Annotated in this window: 18 protein-coding genes and 1 pseudogene; 6 read left to right on the top strand and 13 right to left on the bottom strand. The window is 61.0% G+C overall.

Features of this window, described 5'->3' with window-relative positions; genetic code table 11:
- Complete coding sequence (locus AMB_RS10210; RefSeq protein ID WP_011384425.1) at window positions 1-1,041, top strand: XdhC family protein; 1,041 nt, start codon at window positions 1-3, stop codon at window positions 1,039-1,041.
- Between the two features lie 192 nt (window positions 1,042-1,233).
- On the opposite strand, the gene AMB_RS10215 is transcribed toward AMB_RS10210, so the two are convergent.
- From AMB_RS10215 to AMB_RS10250, 8 genes are all read right to left on the bottom strand, one after another.
- Window positions 1,234-1,509: an HU family DNA-binding protein gene (locus tag AMB_RS10215; protein ID WP_008614941.1), complete on the bottom strand. Its 276-nt coding sequence runs from the start codon at window positions 1,507-1,509 to the stop codon at window positions 1,234-1,236.
- A 223-nt stretch (window positions 1,510-1,732) separates the two neighbouring features.
- On the bottom strand, window positions 1,733-3,397 hold the full coding sequence (locus AMB_RS10220; RefSeq protein ID WP_011384427.1) for an acyl-CoA dehydrogenase family protein: 1,665 nt from the start codon (window positions 3,395-3,397) through the stop codon (window positions 1,733-1,735).
- A 145-nt stretch (window positions 3,398-3,542) separates the two neighbouring features.
- Window positions 3,543-5,381, bottom strand: a complete 1,839-nt coding sequence (locus tag AMB_RS10225; RefSeq protein WP_043744133.1) for a feruloyl-CoA synthase — start codon at window positions 5,379-5,381, stop codon at window positions 3,543-3,545.
- A 58-nt stretch (window positions 5,382-5,439) separates the two neighbouring features.
- Window positions 5,440-6,144, bottom strand: coding sequence for an ABC transporter ATP-binding protein (locus tag AMB_RS10230; protein WP_011384429.1), 705 nt, complete (start codon window positions 6,142-6,144; stop codon window positions 5,440-5,442).
- Window positions 6,144-6,881, bottom strand: coding sequence for an ABC transporter ATP-binding protein (locus AMB_RS10235; protein WP_011384430.1), 738 nt, complete (start codon window positions 6,879-6,881; stop codon window positions 6,144-6,146). The genes AMB_RS10230 and AMB_RS10235 overlap by 1 nt, the downstream gene beginning before the upstream one ends.
- The gene (locus tag AMB_RS10240) at window positions 6,878-7,867 is read right to left on the bottom strand and encodes a branched-chain amino acid ABC transporter permease (RefSeq protein WP_011384431.1); all 990 of its coding nucleotides are present in this window, start codon (window positions 7,865-7,867) and stop codon (window positions 6,878-6,880) included. The genes AMB_RS10235 and AMB_RS10240 overlap by 4 nt, the downstream gene beginning before the upstream one ends.
- Window positions 7,864-8,733 (bottom strand): branched-chain amino acid ABC transporter permease, encoded by an 870-nt coding sequence (locus AMB_RS10245; RefSeq protein ID WP_011384432.1) that lies wholly within the window; start codon window positions 8,731-8,733, stop codon window positions 7,864-7,866. The genes AMB_RS10240 and AMB_RS10245 overlap by 4 nt, the downstream gene beginning before the upstream one ends.
- A 40-nt stretch (window positions 8,734-8,773) precedes the next feature.
- Window positions 8,774-10,027 carry an ABC transporter substrate-binding protein gene (locus tag AMB_RS10250; protein WP_011384433.1) on the bottom strand — a complete coding sequence of 418 codons (1,254 nt, stop codon included), beginning with the start codon at window positions 10,025-10,027 and terminating at the stop codon, window positions 8,774-8,776.
- 225 nt (window positions 10,028-10,252) lie between these two features.
- Between AMB_RS10250 and AMB_RS10255 the strand changes: the two genes are divergently transcribed.
- Window positions 10,253-11,230: a phosphoribosylaminoimidazolesuccinocarboxamide synthase gene (locus AMB_RS10255; RefSeq protein ID WP_011384434.1), complete on the top strand. Its 978-nt coding sequence runs from the start codon at window positions 10,253-10,255 to the stop codon at window positions 11,228-11,230.
- A 51-nt stretch (window positions 11,231-11,281) separates the two neighbouring features.
- On the opposite strand, the gene AMB_RS10260 is transcribed toward AMB_RS10255, so the two are convergent.
- The gene (locus tag AMB_RS10260) at window positions 11,282-11,713 is read right to left on the bottom strand and encodes a CBS domain-containing protein (protein ID WP_011384435.1); all 432 of its coding nucleotides are present in this window, start codon (window positions 11,711-11,713) and stop codon (window positions 11,282-11,284) included.
- 94 nt (window positions 11,714-11,807) lie between these two features.
- A pseudogene (locus tag AMB_RS24440) lies at window positions 11,808-11,966 on the bottom strand (JAB domain-containing protein); the annotation flags it as partial.
- A 332-nt stretch (window positions 11,967-12,298) separates the two neighbouring features.
- Between AMB_RS24440 and AMB_RS24445 the strand changes: the two are divergent.
- Together AMB_RS24445 and AMB_RS25675 are read left to right on the top strand one after the other, a co-directional pair.
- Window positions 12,299-13,732 carry a tyrosine-type recombinase/integrase gene (locus AMB_RS24445; protein ID WP_158303960.1) on the top strand — a complete coding sequence of 478 codons (1,434 nt, stop codon included), beginning with the start codon at window positions 12,299-12,301 and terminating at the stop codon, window positions 13,730-13,732.
- 185 nt (window positions 13,733-13,917) lie between these two features.
- Entirely contained in the window at window positions 13,918-14,157 is a 240-nt protein-coding gene (locus AMB_RS25675; RefSeq protein ID WP_158303961.1) for a hypothetical protein, read from the top strand.
- A gap of 342 nt (window positions 14,158-14,499) precedes the next feature.
- Here AMB_RS25675 and AMB_RS10270 read toward each other — a convergent pair whose 3' ends face one another.
- The 3 genes from AMB_RS10270 to AMB_RS26415 all read right to left on the bottom strand — a co-directional run bounded on the left by AMB_RS10270 (window position 14,500) and on the right by AMB_RS26415 (window position 16,316).
- A complete protein-coding gene (locus AMB_RS10270; RefSeq protein ID WP_158303962.1) occupies window positions 14,500-15,078 on the bottom strand; it encodes a hypothetical protein in 579 nt (192 codons plus the stop codon).
- Between the two features lie 184 nt (window positions 15,079-15,262).
- On the bottom strand, window positions 15,263-15,613 hold the full coding sequence (locus tag AMB_RS10275) for a hypothetical protein (RefSeq protein WP_011384439.1): 351 nt from the start codon (window positions 15,611-15,613) through the stop codon (window positions 15,263-15,265).
- Between the two features lie 19 nt (window positions 15,614-15,632).
- Complete coding sequence (locus AMB_RS26415) at window positions 15,633-16,316, bottom strand: hypothetical protein (protein ID WP_231849039.1); 684 nt, start codon at window positions 16,314-16,316, stop codon at window positions 15,633-15,635.
- A 562-nt stretch (window positions 16,317-16,878) separates the two neighbouring features.
- Between AMB_RS26415 and AMB_RS10290 the strand changes: the two genes are divergently transcribed.
- Both AMB_RS10290 and AMB_RS10295 read left to right on the top strand, forming a co-directional pair.
- Complete coding sequence (locus AMB_RS10290; protein ID WP_231849040.1) at window positions 16,879-17,502, top strand: DUF1819 family protein; 624 nt, start codon at window positions 16,879-16,881, stop codon at window positions 17,500-17,502.
- Window positions 17,499-18,071, top strand: coding sequence for a DUF1788 domain-containing protein (locus AMB_RS10295; RefSeq protein ID WP_011384442.1), 573 nt, complete (start codon window positions 17,499-17,501; stop codon window positions 18,069-18,071). The genes AMB_RS10290 and AMB_RS10295 overlap by 4 nt, the downstream gene beginning before the upstream one ends.
- Window positions 18,072-18,081: the final 10 nt, after the last annotated feature.

Below are 18,081 nucleotides of genomic sequence, written 5' to 3' on the forward strand. Positions count from 1 at the left end.
ATGTGCCTCGACGCCATCAAATGCGACCCCGCCGACATGGCGGCCGATGACTGCGGGGTGCTGGCCACCGCGTTGAAGTGGATGGACGAGGGCCGTCGGGTGGTCATGGCCGTGGTCATGGCCACCTGGGGCTCGGCCCCGCGCTCCATCGGCTCCTATATGGCGGTGGATGCCGACGGCACCTTCGCCGGCTCGGTCTCGGGCGGCTGCGTCGAATCCGCCGTCATCTCCGAGGCGCGGGATCTGGAACCGGGCGAACCGCCCCGCCAATTGTCCTTCGGGGTCGAGGACGAGACCGCCTGGGCCGTGGGCCTGCCCTGCGGCGGCAATATCCGGGTGGCGGTGTTTCATCCCGAACGCGATCTGCTGGAAACGGCGGTGCGGCAACAGGCGTCGCGCCAGCCCACCGCCCTGGTTCTCGATCTCGCCACCGGGGCTCAGGCCCTGGTCGGCGACGACGATGTCGGCGGTTCGCTATCCCTCGATCCCCAGCGGCTGGCGGCGGCCCGGACCCATCTGGGGCAGGGGACCTGCGGCGTGGTGGCGGACGAGATCTTCATCCGCACCCATGAGGCGCCCTGGACCCTGATCATCGCCGGGGCCGTCCATATCACCCAGGTGCTGGCCGGCATGGCGCGCCAGACGGGCTTTGCCGTGACCGTCATCGATCCCCGCCGGGCCTTTGCCGACGAGGCACGCTTTCCCGGCACCACTCTGATCTGCGGCGAGCCCGACGAGGTCATGGCGGGCATTGCCCTGGATCGCCGCACGGCCGTGGTCAGCCTCACCCATGTCCCGCGCCTGGACGACGCGGCGCTCCGGGCTGCCCTGGGGTCCGAGGCGTTCTATGTGGGGGCGCTGGGCAGTACCCGGACCCACGCGAAGCGCTGCCAGCGCCTGGAGGACCTGGGCCCGGCATTGAAGCGCATCGCCGCCCCGGTGGGCTGCGATATCGGTGCCCGCACTCCGGCCGAGATCGCCGTGTCTGTCCTGGCCGAACTGATCTCGGCACGGCGGGGCAGGCCCCTGCGGGTACGCTGAGGCGCCCAGCCCCCACCCCAGCCCCCACCCCAGCCCTCCCCCAAGCAAGTTGGGGGAGGGGGCATTCTTCTTTCTCCTCACCCCGACTTCGTCGGGGGGAGGCCGGGTGGGGGGGCCTGCGGCAGCCCCAAAAACCAAAAGGCCCCCGGATCTCTCCGGGGGCCTTGGCATTTCACCCTTGGGGCGAAGGACTTAGCCGTTGACGGCGTCCTTCAGACCCTTGCCGGCGGTGAACTTCGGGGCCTTGGAGGCCGCGATCTTGATGGTCGCACCGGTGCGGGGATTGCGGCCTTCCTTGGCGGCGCGCTGAGTCACCGAAAAGGAACCGAAACCGACCAGGCGGACATCGTCGCCGGCCTTGAGCGCCGAGGTAATGGCGGCGAAGGTCGCGTCGATCACATTGTCGGCGGCAGCCTTGGACAGACCGCTGAGCTCGGCAACCTTGTTCACCAGATCCTGCTTGTTCATGAGACCCCCAATGGAATTGTCGTGACCGATTGAAAATGACACGACCGATGCGAACGTCAACAACTCTGTTGCATGCACGTCGCCCGGCCGAAACCCGAACCCCGAGCTGAAAGCCCAGTCACTGATGGGCTTCCGGCCAGCGGGGAGTTAAGCAATGTGTCGCGTTTTCCGCAACAATACAACGGTCCTGTCCCGAATCGCTGGGGGTTTTCCCCAGGATTTATCAGCTTGCGAATACGCCATCGGGTAAAGACCCTAGTTCCGCCGAATTTCGGCAGAGATCGGCCAGATGCCGGGTCTCGGGCAGCATCCAGTCGCGCACATATTCCGCCACGGCGCGGATGCGGGCGGGATTGGCGGCATGCTCTGCCTTGGCCTCCAGCCGTGCCCAGGCGGCACCGAAGGCCAGCAAACCGGTCAGCCGCAGATACGAAGTGGCGGTCAGCCCGATGTCGCGGCGGCCCAGCATGGCGGCGCTGGCCTCGTCCCAGGCGGCCAGCGCCCGGCCCAAGGCACCGGCAAAGGCGGGGGAGGCAAGGCCCATGGACTCTTCCACCTCGGCCTTGAACTCGGTCAGCGCCCGGCCATTGTCCAGGCGGATGACCCGTCCGGCCACGGTGGCGGCCTGAATGCCGTTGGTGCCCTCGTAGATGCGGGTGATGCGGCCGTCGCGCAGGATCTGCTCCACCCGGTATTCGCGCAGGAAGCCGTAGCCGCCATGCACCTGGATGGCATGGTCGGCGGCTTCCATGGCGGCTTCGGTGGCGAAGGCCTTAGCGACCGGGGTCATCAGCTCCATCAGCGCCGGCCTGTCGCCCAGTTCCAGGTCCACCAGGGTGCGCATCACCATGGCGCGGCAGCCCATGGCCAGGGCCATCTGGGCCAGCAGCATGCGCCGCACGTCGCCGTGCTTGGCGATGAAGTCGGGTCCTCCGTCCTTACCGGCGCGCCCCTGCTTGCGTTCATTGGCATAGGCCAGCGAGCGCTGCAGCGCCACCTCGGCCAGGCCGACGCCCTGGACCGCCACGTCCAGGCGCTCGGCGTTCATCATGGTGAACATGCGGGCGAGACCCTCGCCCGGGGCGCCGATGATCTCGGCCCGGGCGCCGTCGAAGGCCACCTGACAGGTGGGGGACGCATGCATGCCCATCTTTTCCTCCAGCCGCACCACCGAGATGGCATTGCGGCTGCCGTCCTCCAGATGGGAGGGGCAGAGGAACAGGGACAGGCCCTTCACGCCGGCCGGGGCGTCGGGGGTGCGGGCCAGCACCAGATGCATGATCTGGCCGCCGGTGAGGTTCTGATCGCCGCCCGAGATGAAGATCTTGCCGCCGGAAATGCTCCACGAGCCGTCGGCCTGGGGGCTGGCCATGGTCCGCACCAGACCGAGATCCGAGCCTGCCTGGGCTTCGGTCAGGCACATGGTGGCCAGCACCTCGCCGGCGGCAAGGCGGGGAATCCAGGCGGCGCGCTGGGCTTCGGAGCCGCTGGCCGCCAGGGTGCGCATGGCGCCGTGGGCCAGCGACAGCACCATCTGGTAGGTGATGCAGGCTCCCGACAGCATCTCGGACAGCGCCGAGGCGAGAATGTGGGGCAGGCCCTGGCCGCCGTCCTCCTCCGGCACGGCGAGGCCCTGCCAGCCGTCACCCGCGAACTGGCGATAGGCGTCGACGAAGGGCTGGGGCATGACCACGCGGCCATCCACCAGCTTGGTGCCTTCGATGTCGCCCACCGGGTCCAGGGGGGCGATGACCTCGTCCACCATGGCGGCCGCATGGGTGAGGACCGTCTCGGCGGTCTCGTCGTCCCAATGGGGCAGGCGGGCGGCCCCGGCCCCATGGCGCAACGCGAACAGCAGGTCGGGAAGGGGAGTGCGGTAATCGATCATGGTCTTGGTCCCTAGCTCAATTCACCTGTCATCCCGAGCGCAGGCGAGGGATCTCTGTTTGTCCGGCTGGTGCCGAATCGGCAAAGCCGGGTCAGAACGAGATCCCTCCTCCCCGATGGGCGTCGGGATGACATTTATCGGTCGCTCACCCCATCCGGATCACGTCGGGATCATCGCCGGGAGCGTAGAGCTTCTCCACCAGATGGACGCGATTGGTCAGCACGGCCCGCTGGTTGATATAGCCCTTGTCGGTGATCTCGTTGGCGTCGATGGAGGGCGGGGCGTCCATCAGCAGGGCGCGGGTGATGCGGTGCGAGGTGCCCTTGCCTTCGGCGGCCAGCGCCTTCATGGCGCCCAGCAGCTTGTCGCGCACCTCGGGCCGCTTCATCAGTTCCTTCAAGGGCGTGTCCGGCGCGGCGTCGGGGCACAGGCGCAAACAGCCGGGCAGGCTGGCGAAGCCCAGCAGGCCCACGGATTCACGGTCGTGACCGGTGATCACCGCGTCCTGCAGCACCGGCGCGGCGGCGTCGATCACCGACAGGCGCAGCGCTCCCACATGTACCCAGGTGCCCGAGGTCAGCTTGAAGTCCTCGGCCACGCGGCCGTCGAAGACGATGCCCTTGGAGGGATCGTCGGGATCGGCCAGCTTGCCGGCATCGCCGATCATGTACCAGCCGTCCTCGTCGAAGGCCTTGGCGGTCAGGTCGGCGCGCTTGAAGTAGCCCGGGGTGATGTTGGGGCCCTTGATGCGCATCTCCAGCTTGCCGCCGTTGGGGATCATCTTGACCTCGCAGCCGGGGGCGGGCAGGCCGATGATACCGGCGCGGGGGATGTCGAAATGCACGGTGGTGATCATGGGCGAGGTCTCGGTCGAGCCCCAGGACGACACCATGCGCACCTTGTGGCCCAGGGTGCGGATGGACAGCTGCTCCATCTTCTCCCACAAGTTCTGGGGCAGGGCGGCGCCGGCATAGAAGATGATCTTCAGGTTCTTGAAGAAGCTGTTCCGCAGCTCGTCATCCTTCTCCAGCATGGGGATCAGCATGTCGAAGCCGCGCGGCACGTTGAAGTACAGCGTCGGCGAAACCTCCTTGAGGTTGGCGGCGGTCTTCTCCACCAGCCCGGGCATGGGCTTGCCCTCGTCGATGTACAGCGTGCCGCCGTGGCGCAGCATCATGTTGAAGTTGTGGTTGCCGCCGAAGGTGTGATTCCACGGCAGCCAGTCCACCAGCACCGGATGGCTTTCCAGCAGGAAGGGCCAGGCCTGGCGGATGGCCTGCTGGTTCGAGCACAGCATCTTCTGGGTGTTGATCACCCCCTTGGGCATGTCGGTGGAGCCCGAGGTGAACAGGATCTTGGCCACGGTGGTGGGCCGCACATTGGCGAAGGCGTTCTCCACCTCGGGGCCGGGGGTGGCGGCCAGCAGGGTGTCGAAGGTCACGCCGCAGGCGATGGGATTGGTGCTGGTCACCACCTCGACGCGGGCCAGTTCCGGAATCACCAGGGCATCGGCGAAGCGGGCGCCGTCGGAGGCGTAGACCAGACCCGGCTTCAGCAGGTCGGCGATGTAGCGCAGCTTGGAATGATCCTGGGAGATCAGCGAATAGGCCGGCGAGATGGGCGAGACCGGCACGCTCACATGCATGGCGGCCAGGGCCAGCAAAGCGTGGTCGATGCTGTTGTCCGACAGGATCATCACCGGGCGGTTCTTGTTCAGCCCGCGGTCCAGCAGGGACTGGCCGATGGCTTCGACCTTCTTCAGGGTCTCGGCCCAGGTCACCCGGCGCCAGCCGTCGCCGTCGCGCTGGGCCAGGAAGGTCTGGTTGGGGATGCGCTCGGCCCAATGGACCAGCAGGTCGCCCAGGCAGCGCGAATAAGGCTTCAGGCTGTCCGGCGAGCGGATGATGAAGGCGCCGTCCTCCAGCTTCTCCACTTCCACCCGCGCGGGTGCGAAATTGATGGGTGCCCAGGCAACCGAATTCATAGTGACCTCCCTAGCCGCCTTCAAAGGACCGCTCTTCTTGTCTTCCCTGCGGGGTCTTCTACAGGCCGAGATAGGCCTGACGGACCCCGTCGTCATTCAGAAGGCCGCTGCCGGTGCCCGAAAGCACCACGCGGCCGTTTTCCAGCACATAGCCCCGGTCGGCCAGCTTCAGCGAGGCCGACACGTTCTGCTCCACCAGGATCACCGTCATGCCCTCGGCATGCAGGGTCTTGATGATCTTGAACATCTCGCTGACCACGGCGGGCGCCAGGCCCAGCGAGGGCTCGTCGAACATCATCAGGCGCGGTTGGCCCATCAGGCAGCGGCCAATGGCCAGCATCTGCTGCTCGCCGCCCGACAGCGTTCCCGCCGCCTGATCCGAGCGCACCTTGAGCTTGGGGAACATCTCGTAGCAGCGTTCCAGCGTCTCCTTGCGCTTGGACCGGGCGCGGGGCAGCACGGCGCCCATCTCCAGGTTCTCGCGCACGCTCATGCTGGGGAAGATCTGGCGACCCTCGGCCACCTGGGCCACGCCCAGATCGCAGATCCTGGAACTGGCGCGGCCGGCGATGTCGTGGCCCTCGAAGCGGATGGACCCGCGCGACGGCTTCTTCATGCCGGCGATGGCGCGGATCAGCGAGGTCTTGCCCGCCCCGTTGGCGCCGATGATGGCCACCACCTCGCCCTCGGCCACGTCAAGGGAGACGCCGTCCAGGGCCTGGGCGTCGCCGTAATGGAGATCGAGATCACGGACTTCCAGCATCATTCGTGATCCTCTCCCAGATAGCATTCCAGCACCTTGGGATGGCTGGTAACCTCGGCCGGCGTGCCCTCGGCGATCTTCTCGCCGTGATGCAGCACCACCACGTGGTCGGACAGCGCCATGACGGCGCGCATGACATGCTCGATCAGCAGGATGGTCAGCCCGGTCTCCTTGTTGAGACCGGTGAGGATGGCCACCATGCGATCGCATTCCACCGGGCGCAGGCCGGCCATCACCTCGTCCAACAGCAGAAGCTTGGGCCGGGTGGCCAGGGCCTTGGCCACTTCCAGGCGCTTGCGGTCGGGCAGGGTCAGGGTCTGGGCCGGGTCCCGGGCCTTGTCGCCCAGTTCCAGCAGGTCGAGGGTGGCCCGCGAGGCGGCGCGGGCCTTGTCCACGTCGCCGTTGTCGTGGCGGAGCGCGCCCACCATGACGTTCTCTTCCACTGACAGCCCGGCGAAGGGCTTGACGATCTGGAAGGTGCGGCCCACTCCGGCGCGGCAGATGGCTGCCTGGCCCAGGCCGGTGATGTCGTGGCCGTCCAGCACCACCTTGCCGTCGCTGGGCGGAAGCGCCCCGGCGATCAGGTTGAAGGTGGTGGTCTTGCCCGCCCCGTTGGGGCCGATCAGCGCCACGATGTCGCCGCGCGGCACCTCGAAGGCCACCTGGTTGACGGCGCGCAGGCCGCGGAAGCTCTTGCCCAGGTTCTCGACCGAAAGCATGGGAGTGGCGGTATTCATCGTCCGTCTCCCTCCAGGCGGAAGGCCTTGCGCAGCCAGGGCCACAGCCCGCCCGGCTTCAGGACCAGGATAAGCATCAGACAGATGCCGTAGGCGATCTGCTTGACGCCATCGATGCCGATATGGGCGCCCAGGATGGTCAGGCCCTCGCCCAGGGCGGTCAACACCACGGCGCCCAGGATCGGCCCGAACAGGGTGCCGATTCCCCCGATGATGGTGCCCAGCATCAACTCGATGGAGCGATGCATGGAAAAAATGCTCTCGGGGTAGAGGTTGTTGTTGAAGAAGGCCAGGAACACGCCGCCCAGGCTGGTCATGGAGGCCGAGATCAGCACGGCGATCATCTTGTTCTTGAAGACATCAATGCCCAGCGCGTCGGCGGCGTCCTGATCCTCGCGGATGGCCTGCCAGTAAAAGCCGATGCGGCGCATCAGCAGGGCGCGGCTGAACCAGAAGGCCCCCGCCGCCATGGCCAGCGCCACGTAGTAGAACATGGTGGTCGAGCCGCGCAGCAGCCACAGATTGTCCGGGCTGTTGTTGGGGGCGGGGGGCAGGAACAGGCCCGACGAGGCCCCCACCCAGCCCCAATGGTCGAACAGCACCCGGGTGAACTCGGCGAAGGCGATGGTCAGCAGGGCGAAATAGACGCCCATCACCTTGAAGCGGAAGCCGAGTGTGCCGACCACGGCACCCACCGCGGCCGAGACCGCCATGCCGGCCAGGGCACCGATCCAGGGCGGCGTGCCGTAATGGACGAACAGGGCGCCGCCGGCATAGGCCCCCAGCCCCACATAGAGGGCGTGGCCCAGCGAGAACTGGCCGGCAAAGCCCATCATCACGTTCCAGCTCATGCCGAGATAGGCCTGGAGCAGCACGGTGATCAGGATGGACAGCACATAGTCGCCCGCCGCCAGCGGCGCCAGGGCGAGAATCGCCAGCAGGCCCAGCAGCAGGACGGCACGGCGGTCTTGCAGCAGCGCGCTCATGGCTTCTTCCCCAGGATGCCTTGCGGCCGCAGCAGCAGGACCAGGATCAGCAGGCCGAAGCTGAACATGCTTTTGAGCGACGGAGCGATCAGCACGCCCGACAGAGCCTCGGACAGCCCCACCAGGATGCCGCCCAGCAATGCGCCGCCCAGGCTGCCCAGGCCGCCCAGGATGACGATGATGAAGCCCAGCAGGGTGTAATCCGACGACAGATGCGGATGCACGTCCACCAGCAGCAGCAGCAGGCAGCCGGCGGCGCCGACGCAGGCGGTGCCGATGCCGAAGGTGATGGCGTAGAGCTTTTCCACGTCGAGACCCACCACTCGCGCCCCCACAGGATTGTCGGCGCAGGCGCGGATGGCGGTTCCCGTGGTGGTGTAGCGGAAGAAGGCCCACAGCAGGGCCGCCACGCCGCCGGCGGTGAAGGCGGCGATGACGCGGACCTTGTCCAGCACCAGCCAGCCGAGGTTGTAGCTCTCGAAGCTGGCGTCAAGCTGGATGTTGCGGGCATCGGGGCCGAACACCATCAGCACCACGTTGGTGATGATCATGGCCACCGAAAGCAGCAGCAGGAACTGGATGTGTTCGGTGACACCCAGGAAGTGGTTGATCAGGAAGCGCTGCAGCAGATAGCCGACGACGAACAGGCCGCCGGCTACCAGCGGCAGGGCGGGGACCGGTTCGATCCCCAGCTTGGTGAAAAGCAGGAAGGCGGCGTACATGGCCACCACCATCATGTCGCCATGGGCAAAATTGACCACGCGCATGACGCCGAAGATGACCGACAGCCCCAGGGCCATCAGGCCGTAAACCAGGCCGGTCAGAAGACCGGCACTGATCACGTTCACGAAAAAGGTGGCGTCCACATCCCGGCTCCTGCCCAAACGTTGCCGATATCGCCGGTGGTCAGCTGCGGCCCTTGAAGGGCGGCATGGGGAAGACGGGCTTGGCTTCGGCCGAGGCCGCGGGCAAGGTCACCGTCGGCTTGCCGCCCAGGTTCTGCACCGCCGCCGAGATCAGGTTCATGTTCTGGCCATTGGCCTCGAACTTGATCGCCCCGCCCAGCATGGCGCGCTTGGACAGGTTGGTGGCGCGCAGGGCCTCGGTCAGGGCCTGGGGATCGTTGGAGCCGGCGCGCTTGTGGGCGTCGGCGGCGATCAGCACGGCCTCGAAGGTGAAGCCGACGTTCAAGTCACAGCTTTCCTCGGGGAAAGCCTTCTCGAAGGTCTTTTCCAGCGTCTTGGCCATCTCCTGCTTGGGATCGAACCACGGCACGTTGGTGGTGCAGTATTCGGCGTACTTGCCCAGCGCCTTGAAGAACTGCTTGTCGTACATGCCGGGAGCGCCGGGGCTGATGATGCCCATGGTCTCCACCTGCTGCTTGACCATTTCGCGCACCAGCAGGATGGCGTCGTTCAGGCGGGTCACCGTCATGACGAAATCGGCCTTGGCCGCCTTGGCCTTGGCCACCTCGATGGAGAGGTCGCGGGCCTTGGGGTCGTAGGCGATGGTCTCGACAATCTGGAAGGGCATGTCCAGCTTGGGCATCAGGGCGTTGATGCCGCCCAGCATGGCCATGCCGAAGCTGTCGTTGATATGCAGCAGGACGGCGGTCTTGGGCGTCACGCCGGTGGCCGCGAAGATGTCCTTGTAAAGCAGCAGCCCGCCCTTGCCCAGCATGCCGGCCGAGGGGAAGTTGCGGAACACGTACTTGAACCCCTGCTCGGTGAGCTTGGGCTCGGACGCGATGTTGACCACGAAGGGCACGCCCTTCTGCTCGGCCACGCCGGCCACCGCCAGAGTGGTGGCGGAGTCGAAGCAGCCCATCAGCATGTTGGCGCCTTCGCGGATCAGCTTCTCCGCCTGGGTGCGCCCAACATCCGGATTGGACTCGGTGTCGGCATTCATCAATTCAACGGAATAGCCCATGTCGCGGAGCATGGGCAGGCCGATCTCGGCGCCGCGCTGGCAGGCCTGGCCGATCAGGGCCAGATGGCCGGAACGGGGCAGCAGCACACCCAGCTTCAAGGGGGTGGCCGCCCGGGCCGAGCGCAGCGGCAACCCGGTGGTGGTGACCAAGGCACCGGCCGCCGCGGCCGTGGTGAACTGGCGGCGGGTAATGGTCCGTGACGCGGACAGACTCGTGGCGTTGTCAGACATTGGGACGTCCCTTTCGCGTTCGAAAGCCTCCTGGGTCGCTCTTCGGCGACTTTGATGGTCACGACTGTGAGGCAGTCATCAGCGTTCGTCAAGGGCATTGTTGGGCATAAAAACTGTTGTGCTGCACAACAATATAAATGCGACTTGTTTTAAACTGGGTGGTTCCCTTGCTCCCGGCCTTCGGGAATGCGATAAAGGCACCCCGTTTTTCATGGATGTCTGGACATGCTCTCCGCCGCCGCGATCCGCGCCGCCATCCCCGGCGTGCTTACCGAAGCCGAGTTTCCCGAACTGCCCAACTACTATCGTGGCAAGGTCCGCGAGAATTACGACCTGCCCGACGGGCGCCGCATTCTGATCTCCACCGATCGCCAGAGCGCCTTCGATCAGGTGCTGGCGGCGGTGCCGTTCAAGGGGCAGGTCCTGACCCAGACGGCCCGTTTCTGGTTCGAGGCGACCAAGGACATCTGCCCCAACCACGTGATCGAATATCCCGATCCCAACGTGGTGGTGGGGCGCCGCCTCGACATGCTGCCCATCGAGATGGTGGTGCGCGACTACCTGACCGGGTCCACCGACACCTCCATCTGGTCCATGTACAAGGCGGGGCGCCGCACCATGTACGGCCTCGACTTCGCCGACGGCATGGTGAAGAACGACAAGCTTCCGGCCACCATCCTGACCCCCACCACCAAGGCCGATGTGGGCGGGCACGATGCCCCGGTTTCGCCCGCCGAGGTGGTGGCGCGCGGTCTGCTCAGCCAGGCCCAGTGGGACGAGTTGGCGCGTCTGTCCCTGGCGCTGTTCGCCCGCGGGCGCGAAATCGCCGCCCGGCACGGCCTGATCCTGGTGGACACCAAGTTCGAGTTCGGAGTGGATGCCGACGGGCGGATCACCCTGGCCGACGAGATCCTGACCCCGGATTCCAGCCGGTACTGGAAGGCCGACAGCTATGGCGCCCGTCACGCCAAGGGCGAGGAGCCGGAAAGCCTGGACAAGGAATTCCTGCGCATCTGGATCGCGGCGCGCTGCGATCCCTATACCCAGCCCATTCCGGTGATTCCCGACGACACCCTGGTGGAGTTCTCGGCCAAGTACATCTCGCTCTACGAGACGGTCACCGGCCAGACTTTCGAGGCGCCCTCGGCCGCCGAGACGGTCAAGGAGCGCATCCGCCGCAATCTGGCCCCATACATGTCCTGACGGATGATCCCCCCCTCTTCCGGATGGGAGAGGGGGGCTTCCCCGTCGAAGTCAGCCGGCGGTGACGTAGGCCCGCAGGGCTTCCGCTTCGAATTCGGCGCGCTCCAGGCTGTTGGACACCAGATCGCGGATGGAGACGATACCGGTCATCTTGCCGCCATCCATCACGGGCATGTGGCGGAAGTGGTGGGTGGACATGCTGCTCATCACCGAGGCCACCGAATCGCTAGCGCGGCAGGTCATGGGATCGGGGGTCATGTGGTCACCCACCGGGGTTTCCAGGATGCGGGCGCCATGGGCCGCCAGACAGCGGGTGACGTCGCGCTCGGTGAAGATACCCAGGGTATTGTCCTTGTCGTCCACCACCAGAACCGCTCCGACCTTGAACGCGGCCATTCCCTGGACGGCCTCGATCATGGCCTTGGACGGCAGGATCTTGAAAATCTTGCTGCCTTTCTTGGCAAGGATATCGGAAACCAGCATCTGCGTTCCTCCTTCGCGGCATCAGGCCAAGATCAGGATAACCTGAATGGGCGATACCACAAGTTGGGATAAAGGGTAAGCCGGGCCAGGGACTCTACAGCAGCCCCATGGCCTTGAAGCTGGCATGGCCCTTGCGCCCGACCACCACATGGTCGTGCACCGCGATGCCCACGGCGGCCAGGGCCTCCTTGACGCTGCGGGTCATCTCGATGTCGGCCCGTGATGGCTTGGGATCGCCGCTGGGATGGTTGTGTCGTTAGCCGGTGACCTATTATTTTCACTCTCAAGACTAAAAAATATAATATTTACCATATATGCTGTAATAATTTTTATGGCCCCCAATATCTTGGGCTGCAACGCCGTTGAAACCTACCAGTCCACCCTGTATGATTCGTCATCCATCTGGTGGTAAAAACACAAATGCGACACACGAAAAACACTGAAAAATCAACGGACACAGTGCAACACAGGGACTCAATTCCGCTCAACTTTACGCCCGAGTCAGAGGGAACTCAGCAATTATATTGGCGTGGGGACCGTTGGTACTGCCTTTTCAGGAGACCGGGGGAGCGAGTTCCTGTTCGCTTGACCACCGGAACCGCCGATGAGGCAGAGGCACGAAGAAAGGCCCAAGCTGAATTTATCAAGCTACAGGCGAGAATTAGCAGTGGAAAGCCCAGGAAGGATGTAACCTTTCGCATCGTAGCCAATAAATTAGCTGAAGAGCTTGAGGCAGAATTGAAAGCACGTAAAAAATATGGAGAGCGTGCACCAAACGGTGATCGTCTGCGGCACCCACAAACTCTTGGAAAGAAAATTAATCACATACGGTCGTATTTGATCCCTTTATTTGCTGACAAGGCAATTAAGGATATAAGTGATGATGACATCAGAAAGGCAAAAACTCATTTCGCAACATACTGGACTGAGGGGCCTGGGAAAAATATTAGCAAGCTAAGTTTTGTTAAGAATGGGCGTATTCAGGAGACAACAAGGAGAAAGCTAGGGGTTTCAAATAGAAATACTATTAATCAATATGCCATGACAATTAATGAAGTTTTGCGTTTTTCGAAAACACATTTCGGCACAGAGCATCGTCTGACAAAATCTGTATACACAGATCGTCTTGATTCGCCGCGATCATCCATCACGGCAGAACAGTTTAAAGCTATATGCGATTTACAGCAGAAAAGAATCAATGCTGAAAAACGCGAATATCACAAATGGCGACTGCGAAGGGTTATTTGTGCATTTGAATTCGTCCTATATTCTGGGTTGCGTGTTGCTGAGATTCACAGTCTCAAGTGGGGTGATATTGCGGTAATACCTGTGCAGTCTGGAAAAACATTGCACATTAGCAACGTAAGATCAAAATTGAAGCCGGTGCGGTCTGTTGTTTGCCGTTCTGAAATAATGAATACATATAAAGAAATGGACGAGCATAGAAAAACGGATGATCCGCTTGAGTATGTGTTTTCGAATGAATTTAATCCATTAAAGCCGTGCCATATTAATGACGGTGTTCAGGTGCTTCTGCAAATGGCTGGGCTATGGAGTGATGGAAAAGGAGGGTATCGCACTCTTGGCAGCATGAGGCATTCATATTGCCAATGGATGATCCACAACATGAATCCATTTAATTTGTATAAACTTGCTGCAAACATGGGGACATCAGAGATTCAGATCAGAAAGCATTATGCATCTGATATTAATCTGCGAGAAAATTTAGAGGCCCTTGCAGGGACTGTTGATGTTGGTTTGGCGGATATTTTTAAAGATGCTGGACGAAAAGTAAGAAGAGAGGCTGTAAATCCATTTATTTCTGATGCTCGTGAAATGATTCGTATATGGGAAGAGGCGGGTGAAAACTGGCGTGCTATGGATGATGTCTGGATTGGTAATGAAATCCGGAACTTTCATGGGGAGTATGTTTATAACAGCGTTGAGTTGAGGGCTTTTATTGCGACGATCAGGTGCATGGTTGATGTTGATGCTCCACCTCACGACACGCCTTCCTGACCAATTCCAAGTCACGGGGGTCGCTCAACCAGACGATGACGGCTACGTAGCCGATATGGTGCAAAACCGTTTGCCAGTGAATCTCAGTCAGATCGCCGCCGCCGTTATCGGTAAGCAACACCTCCCCATGCCGCCCCATCAGAGCCGCGTCCAGGTAGTCTCGCCCTTCGTCATCGACCGCCAGCATGATCGATGATGGGTATCTGGAAGACAGTTCCGCCAACCGACGTTGGATCGCAGCAACCAAAGTTTTCTCAGCTTCAGACCTCATCATCGGGAAACTCGGCAGCAGCAAAGCAGTTATCGCAGATGATCTTGTTCGTGAGTGTTATGAGATAATGGATGCCTCCGCATCCAGGGCACGTCCTGGCGTAATGATCGGGATTCATATCTATAATTTCCGGGAACAGGATTACGTTATTTAACTTCTCATGCATGATGCACCTCGCTTTCATGTTTATTTATCCTGCGAGTGCAGTATTGTGTCCCAGCGACGGTAATGGTGCAGGAACCATAGATTCTGGTGCCTGCACCATCAGTCCGTTCGTCCTCAATGAGCGGAGGTCAATGTGGTTTCTTACGGAGCAATCGCTGTGTCGTGGATCGAAGTTTCCTTTGGTTCCGCCAACTGGAAGGGGTGGATGCAGTAATACAGATCATTCCGGTCTCGCGGTGGACAAGACGGTAGTGGTCACCCCCTGTTCTGCTCACCTCCCACTCATCGCCATAGGCTTTGCGAAGTTCACGCTCGAATTTTTTCATGGCGGTCAATCCAACTGGTCGGCAACGCAGGTCCAGGTCGGATCATCCTTGGCAAATGCCCAGAGGGCGTTCATGCACCCGCGATACCAGTCAATGGCCTTGTTCATGTCCAGGCCATTGATGAAGCTGAGGGCCAGAAAGTTCGGGTCATGCTGGAGGGCAACGGCCAACTGGCTGAAAACCACGGCTGAAACAAAGATACCGTACTGGCTCGGGGTCATGGTGGTGGAAACCCCATTGTTGCTCCGCTCCACCGTCTCATGGTCTGGCACGAACGGAATAGGGATCAGGTGCGTTCCTGCCTTCAGGTAGCCCCAGCTTGCGATCTTAAGCGGGATTAACCTGGAAAATACGGTGTGCCAAATCTGCGGTACGCTGCCGAAGATAGCGTAATACTCCCGCAGGTAAAGCTCAGTGGCATCGTCTGAGAATTCCACGCTGTCATTCGGCATGAAGAGCGTCGCATTGTCCGACGAAAGCACAATGTCGTAGAATAGTGTTGTCGGGGTGTACGCCGGATCATCGATTGCCGCTGCTTCCGGTGCATTCTGATAGTTACTTGTACTTTTGCTTCTCGATTTCATCATTTCCTTCTTTCGAAGGCGTGTTCCGCTTCATGATTGATTCGGATTTCGACGGGCTTCACGCCTCGTCTGTTCAACGCCGCCATCGGGAGTGATGGATGGGAACGACCCATCGCCTGCGACTTTCGTCACCGCTCTACGGTGAGCTACATCACCCAGTGATCGTCTGCCTGTCGGCATGGGGTCACGACCAAGACCCAACCACGTATCCGTCCTTGTCAGTCACCACGTTGGCCTTGACCGTCGAGGACCAGCCCCGGCGGTCGTTAGGTTTGGCCGCCCGTTTTTGGGCAGCCTTGAGTTTGGAAATCTCCCGCCGCAGGCGAGTAATCTCCTCCCACGATTCCTTGGCCTCCTTTTCCCAGTTCACGGAGACACCACCGATCTCGAAGTCATCCGTCCTGATCGACAATTGGCTTGCGTGGATTCCTTTGGCCTTGAGGTCCGTGGCGATCCTCCCCATTGCGGTCAACCGTTCAGGGTCGGTTGCAGCGGAGTCGAGGGCTACGGCCAGCAGTTTGATGATCTTGTCCATTTCTGCGACCTCCCAGCCCTCAATCACCTAATCTGACGCTGAAGTTCCAGGCCATTTCCTCACGGGCGACCCGAACCGAGTGCCAGCCCTCATGGTCGGCAAAGATCGGGTCATGCTGGTTCTTGGCGTGCCAAACGCTTGGTGAGTAGGCCCAGACCCGCCCATCTATGGTGACCACGACCCTGGCAGCCCGGATTTGATGGCTTTGGCCGACAATGTGTTCAGTTCCAATTTCCTTGGCGATCTTGGGCTGACCGCGTTCTGGAACCAGCAGCACATCGCCCTGCCGAATGCCGTTCGCCAACTGGCGTTCCGTCACCTCCCACATCCACCGCTGTGCAGCCCGAACAGGTGCTGCTGGATCGGTCGGATCGCGGCGGATTGAAGCCCGAACAGCAGCGGCACCAACCGGGTGCCGGAAAGGCTGTTTGGTTAATTCGTTGAACCCGCAGAGAACGTAGGTTTTGTGCTGGTTGAGAAAGCCATTGCGGTAACGGCGGAAGCTGTGCCGGACCTGAACCACGGCCACATCCTGTTCGGGATCAACCCCGTACAGATCGTGGTTCAGAGCATCCCCGCGACATGCATTGTCAAACTTTACGAACCGCTCGGGGAGAGCGGCCTTAAAGTGATCCAGGATGCTGGTTGCTGGCTTCGAATCGACAGTTTCGATCTGATCGAAGCGTCCACGTTTAATATTCATCGCAGCGTTCTCCAGTGACGCATAAATTCAACGGCAAAGTTCTCCGTGCATATGGAGGTTTCGCCGTGTTGTTTTTGCGTACTACGGCCGCAATGTGCTGTTAGTCAATGCCATAATTTACCAAGATGGTTCACAAACATTCTTATATAATTATATCATCAGGGTTGTATTTTGGCTGAAATCCGCCTGATATTTAAATCAGGCTGATTTACGGTTTCGTACGGAATAGGAATCAATTGGCCGGTGTTTTTAGAACGTAAAAAGAACGCTCTTGTCCTGGCATTGTTTCCCGCAGCGTATGGAAATGTGCGGCCCGAATGTCACGGTTTCAAAAATCTTGAATTCTCGGTTCAGCGGCGGCGACTGAATGTCCGAAAAGCGGACTTCATGGGCTTCCGGTAGCGTTCAATCTGATCGCCAGCCATGCTCCCGTGACAGCTTCGGTCACCCATGCCGGTTTCATTTCTGATTCCGGTCTGACTCCAGGTTGCTCACTGCTCCGCCTATGGATAGTCTGCTGACTTCAAGCTGACTGTTGGGGGGAGGCAATTGAAAAGCGAGATTGCGATTCGACGGCGGGGCGGCAATGGCTGAGCCTCGATACAAGGCAGATATCGGTGGTGGATCGCTAAAACTGCCGGAAAGTCGGATCATTGCGGGCTTGCTTCTCGAAGGGGTCACCGAAGATCAGTGGCGTCATGCCATCGAAGTCGAGAACGTCCTTCAACGTCGCAGCCCCGGAACTGCAAAGCGGCAGTCGTCGCTGATGCGGAACCGGCTCGAAACCATGGGGCCAGAACTCTGGCAAATGGTACGGGATGGCTCGACCCAGGTTGCAATCCAGGCGGTGTTTGCCGCTGCGATCAAGCATTCCACACTTCTGGGCGACTTCCTTGATCTGGTGGTGCGGGACCAGTTCCGCATGTTCCGCCCCGACCTGCCAAGGAAGATGTGGGATCAATATCTGGAGCAGTGCCGAAACCGTGATCCGCTGATGCCTGTGTGGCAGGACAGTACCGCCAACAAACTGGCTGATTGCGTCTATCGCATCTTGGTGGAGGTTGGATACATCACCGATTCCAAAACCTATCGGTTGAAATCAGTTCGGATTTCGGGCGAGGTGATGAGCTATCTTCGCGAGAATAACGAGCAGTACGTAATCCGCTGCATCCAGGTGTCCATATGAGCATTCTCGACGACCGCTTAAACAAGGTTCTGGATCGGTTGATATCCGACGACCTGCTGAGCGGTCGTGGGCTGGGAAATGAAATCGGCTTCTACATTTTCGATTACCCAGCCGAGAACGAACTTACGGTCAGAGAACACATTGGATTCCTGCTGGAGCAGCTACCCAAAAAGCGTCCTGGGCTGCGGGTGAAGCACATCAACCTCTTTGATATGGTTCTTGGGCACCTTGGTGACCGCAAGTTGTTCGACAAGGCTATCGAGCAGACTCGCAAGAAGGGTGATGCTTTCTTGGTGAAGGCATTGAAGGAACCGCTTCACGGCAGCAAGCTCGCACCTGTTTTTGAAGCTGCGTGCGATCTGCCGAATCATGATCTCGTGCTGGTATCCGGCATTGGCACCGTGTACCCGCTGCTTCGCACGCATAGCCTGCTGAACAACCTGCACCATGTGATGCGGGACAAACCACTCGTGATGTTTTTCCCAGGAATTTACGACGGACAAATCCTTCGGCTTTTCGGGAAGCTGAAGGACGACAACTACTACCGGGCATTCAAATTGGTGCCTTAATGGGGGGGAA

The sequence above is a fragment of the Paramagnetospirillum magneticum AMB-1 genome, from assembly GCF_000009985.1.
GTDB classification, from domain to species: domain Bacteria; phylum Pseudomonadota; class Alphaproteobacteria; order Rhodospirillales; family Magnetospirillaceae; genus Phaeospirillum; species Phaeospirillum magneticum.

Bases quoted from the DNA above. Each gene is read 5' to 3' on its own strand.
- AMB_RS10220 (WP_011384427.1), bottom strand. From the start codon at position 3,397: ATGATCGATTACCGCACTCCCCTTCCCGACCTGCTGTTCGCGTTGCGC.
- AMB_RS10260 (WP_011384435.1), bottom strand. From the start codon at position 11,713: ATGCTGGTTTCCGATATCCTTGCCAAGAAAGGCAGCAAGATTTTCAAG.
- AMB_RS10275 (WP_011384439.1), bottom strand. From the start codon at position 15,613: ATGGACAAGATCATCAAACTGCTGGCCGTAGCCCTCGACTCCGCTGCA.
- AMB_RS10255 (WP_011384434.1), top strand. From the start codon at position 10,253: ATGCTCTCCGCCGCCGCGATCCGCGCCGCCATCCCCGGCGTGCTTACC.
- AMB_RS10250 (WP_011384433.1), bottom strand. From the start codon at position 10,027: ATGTCTGACAACGCCACGAGTCTGTCCGCGTCACGGACCATTACCCGC.
- AMB_RS10270 (WP_158303962.1), bottom strand. From the start codon at position 15,078: ATGAAATCGAGAAGCAAAAGTACAAGTAACTATCAGAATGCACCGGAA.
- AMB_RS10215 (WP_008614941.1), bottom strand. From the start codon at position 1,509: ATGAACAAGCAGGATCTGGTGAACAAGGTTGCCGAGCTCAGCGGTCTG.
- AMB_RS10225 (WP_043744133.1), bottom strand. From the start codon at position 5,381: ATGAATTCGGTTGCCTGGGCACCCATCAATTTCGCACCCGCGCGGGTG.
- AMB_RS10210 (WP_011384425.1), top strand. From the start codon at position 1: ATGTGCCTCGACGCCATCAAATGCGACCCCGCCGACATGGCGGCCGAT.
- AMB_RS25675 (WP_158303961.1), top strand. From the start codon at position 13,918: ATGATCGATGATGGGTATCTGGAAGACAGTTCCGCCAACCGACGTTGG.
- AMB_RS10240 (WP_011384431.1), bottom strand. From the start codon at position 7,867: ATGAGCGCGCTGCTGCAAGACCGCCGTGCCGTCCTGCTGCTGGGCCTG.
- AMB_RS26415 (WP_231849039.1), bottom strand. From the start codon at position 16,316: ATGAATATTAAACGTGGACGCTTCGATCAGATCGAAACTGTCGATTCG.
- AMB_RS10235 (WP_011384430.1), bottom strand. From the start codon at position 6,881: ATGAATACCGCCACTCCCATGCTTTCGGTCGAGAACCTGGGCAAGAGC.
- AMB_RS10295 (WP_011384442.1), top strand. From the start codon at position 17,499: ATGAGCATTCTCGACGACCGCTTAAACAAGGTTCTGGATCGGTTGATA.
- AMB_RS10230 (WP_011384429.1), bottom strand. From the start codon at position 6,144: ATGCTGGAAGTCCGTGATCTCGATCTCCATTACGGCGACGCCCAGGCC.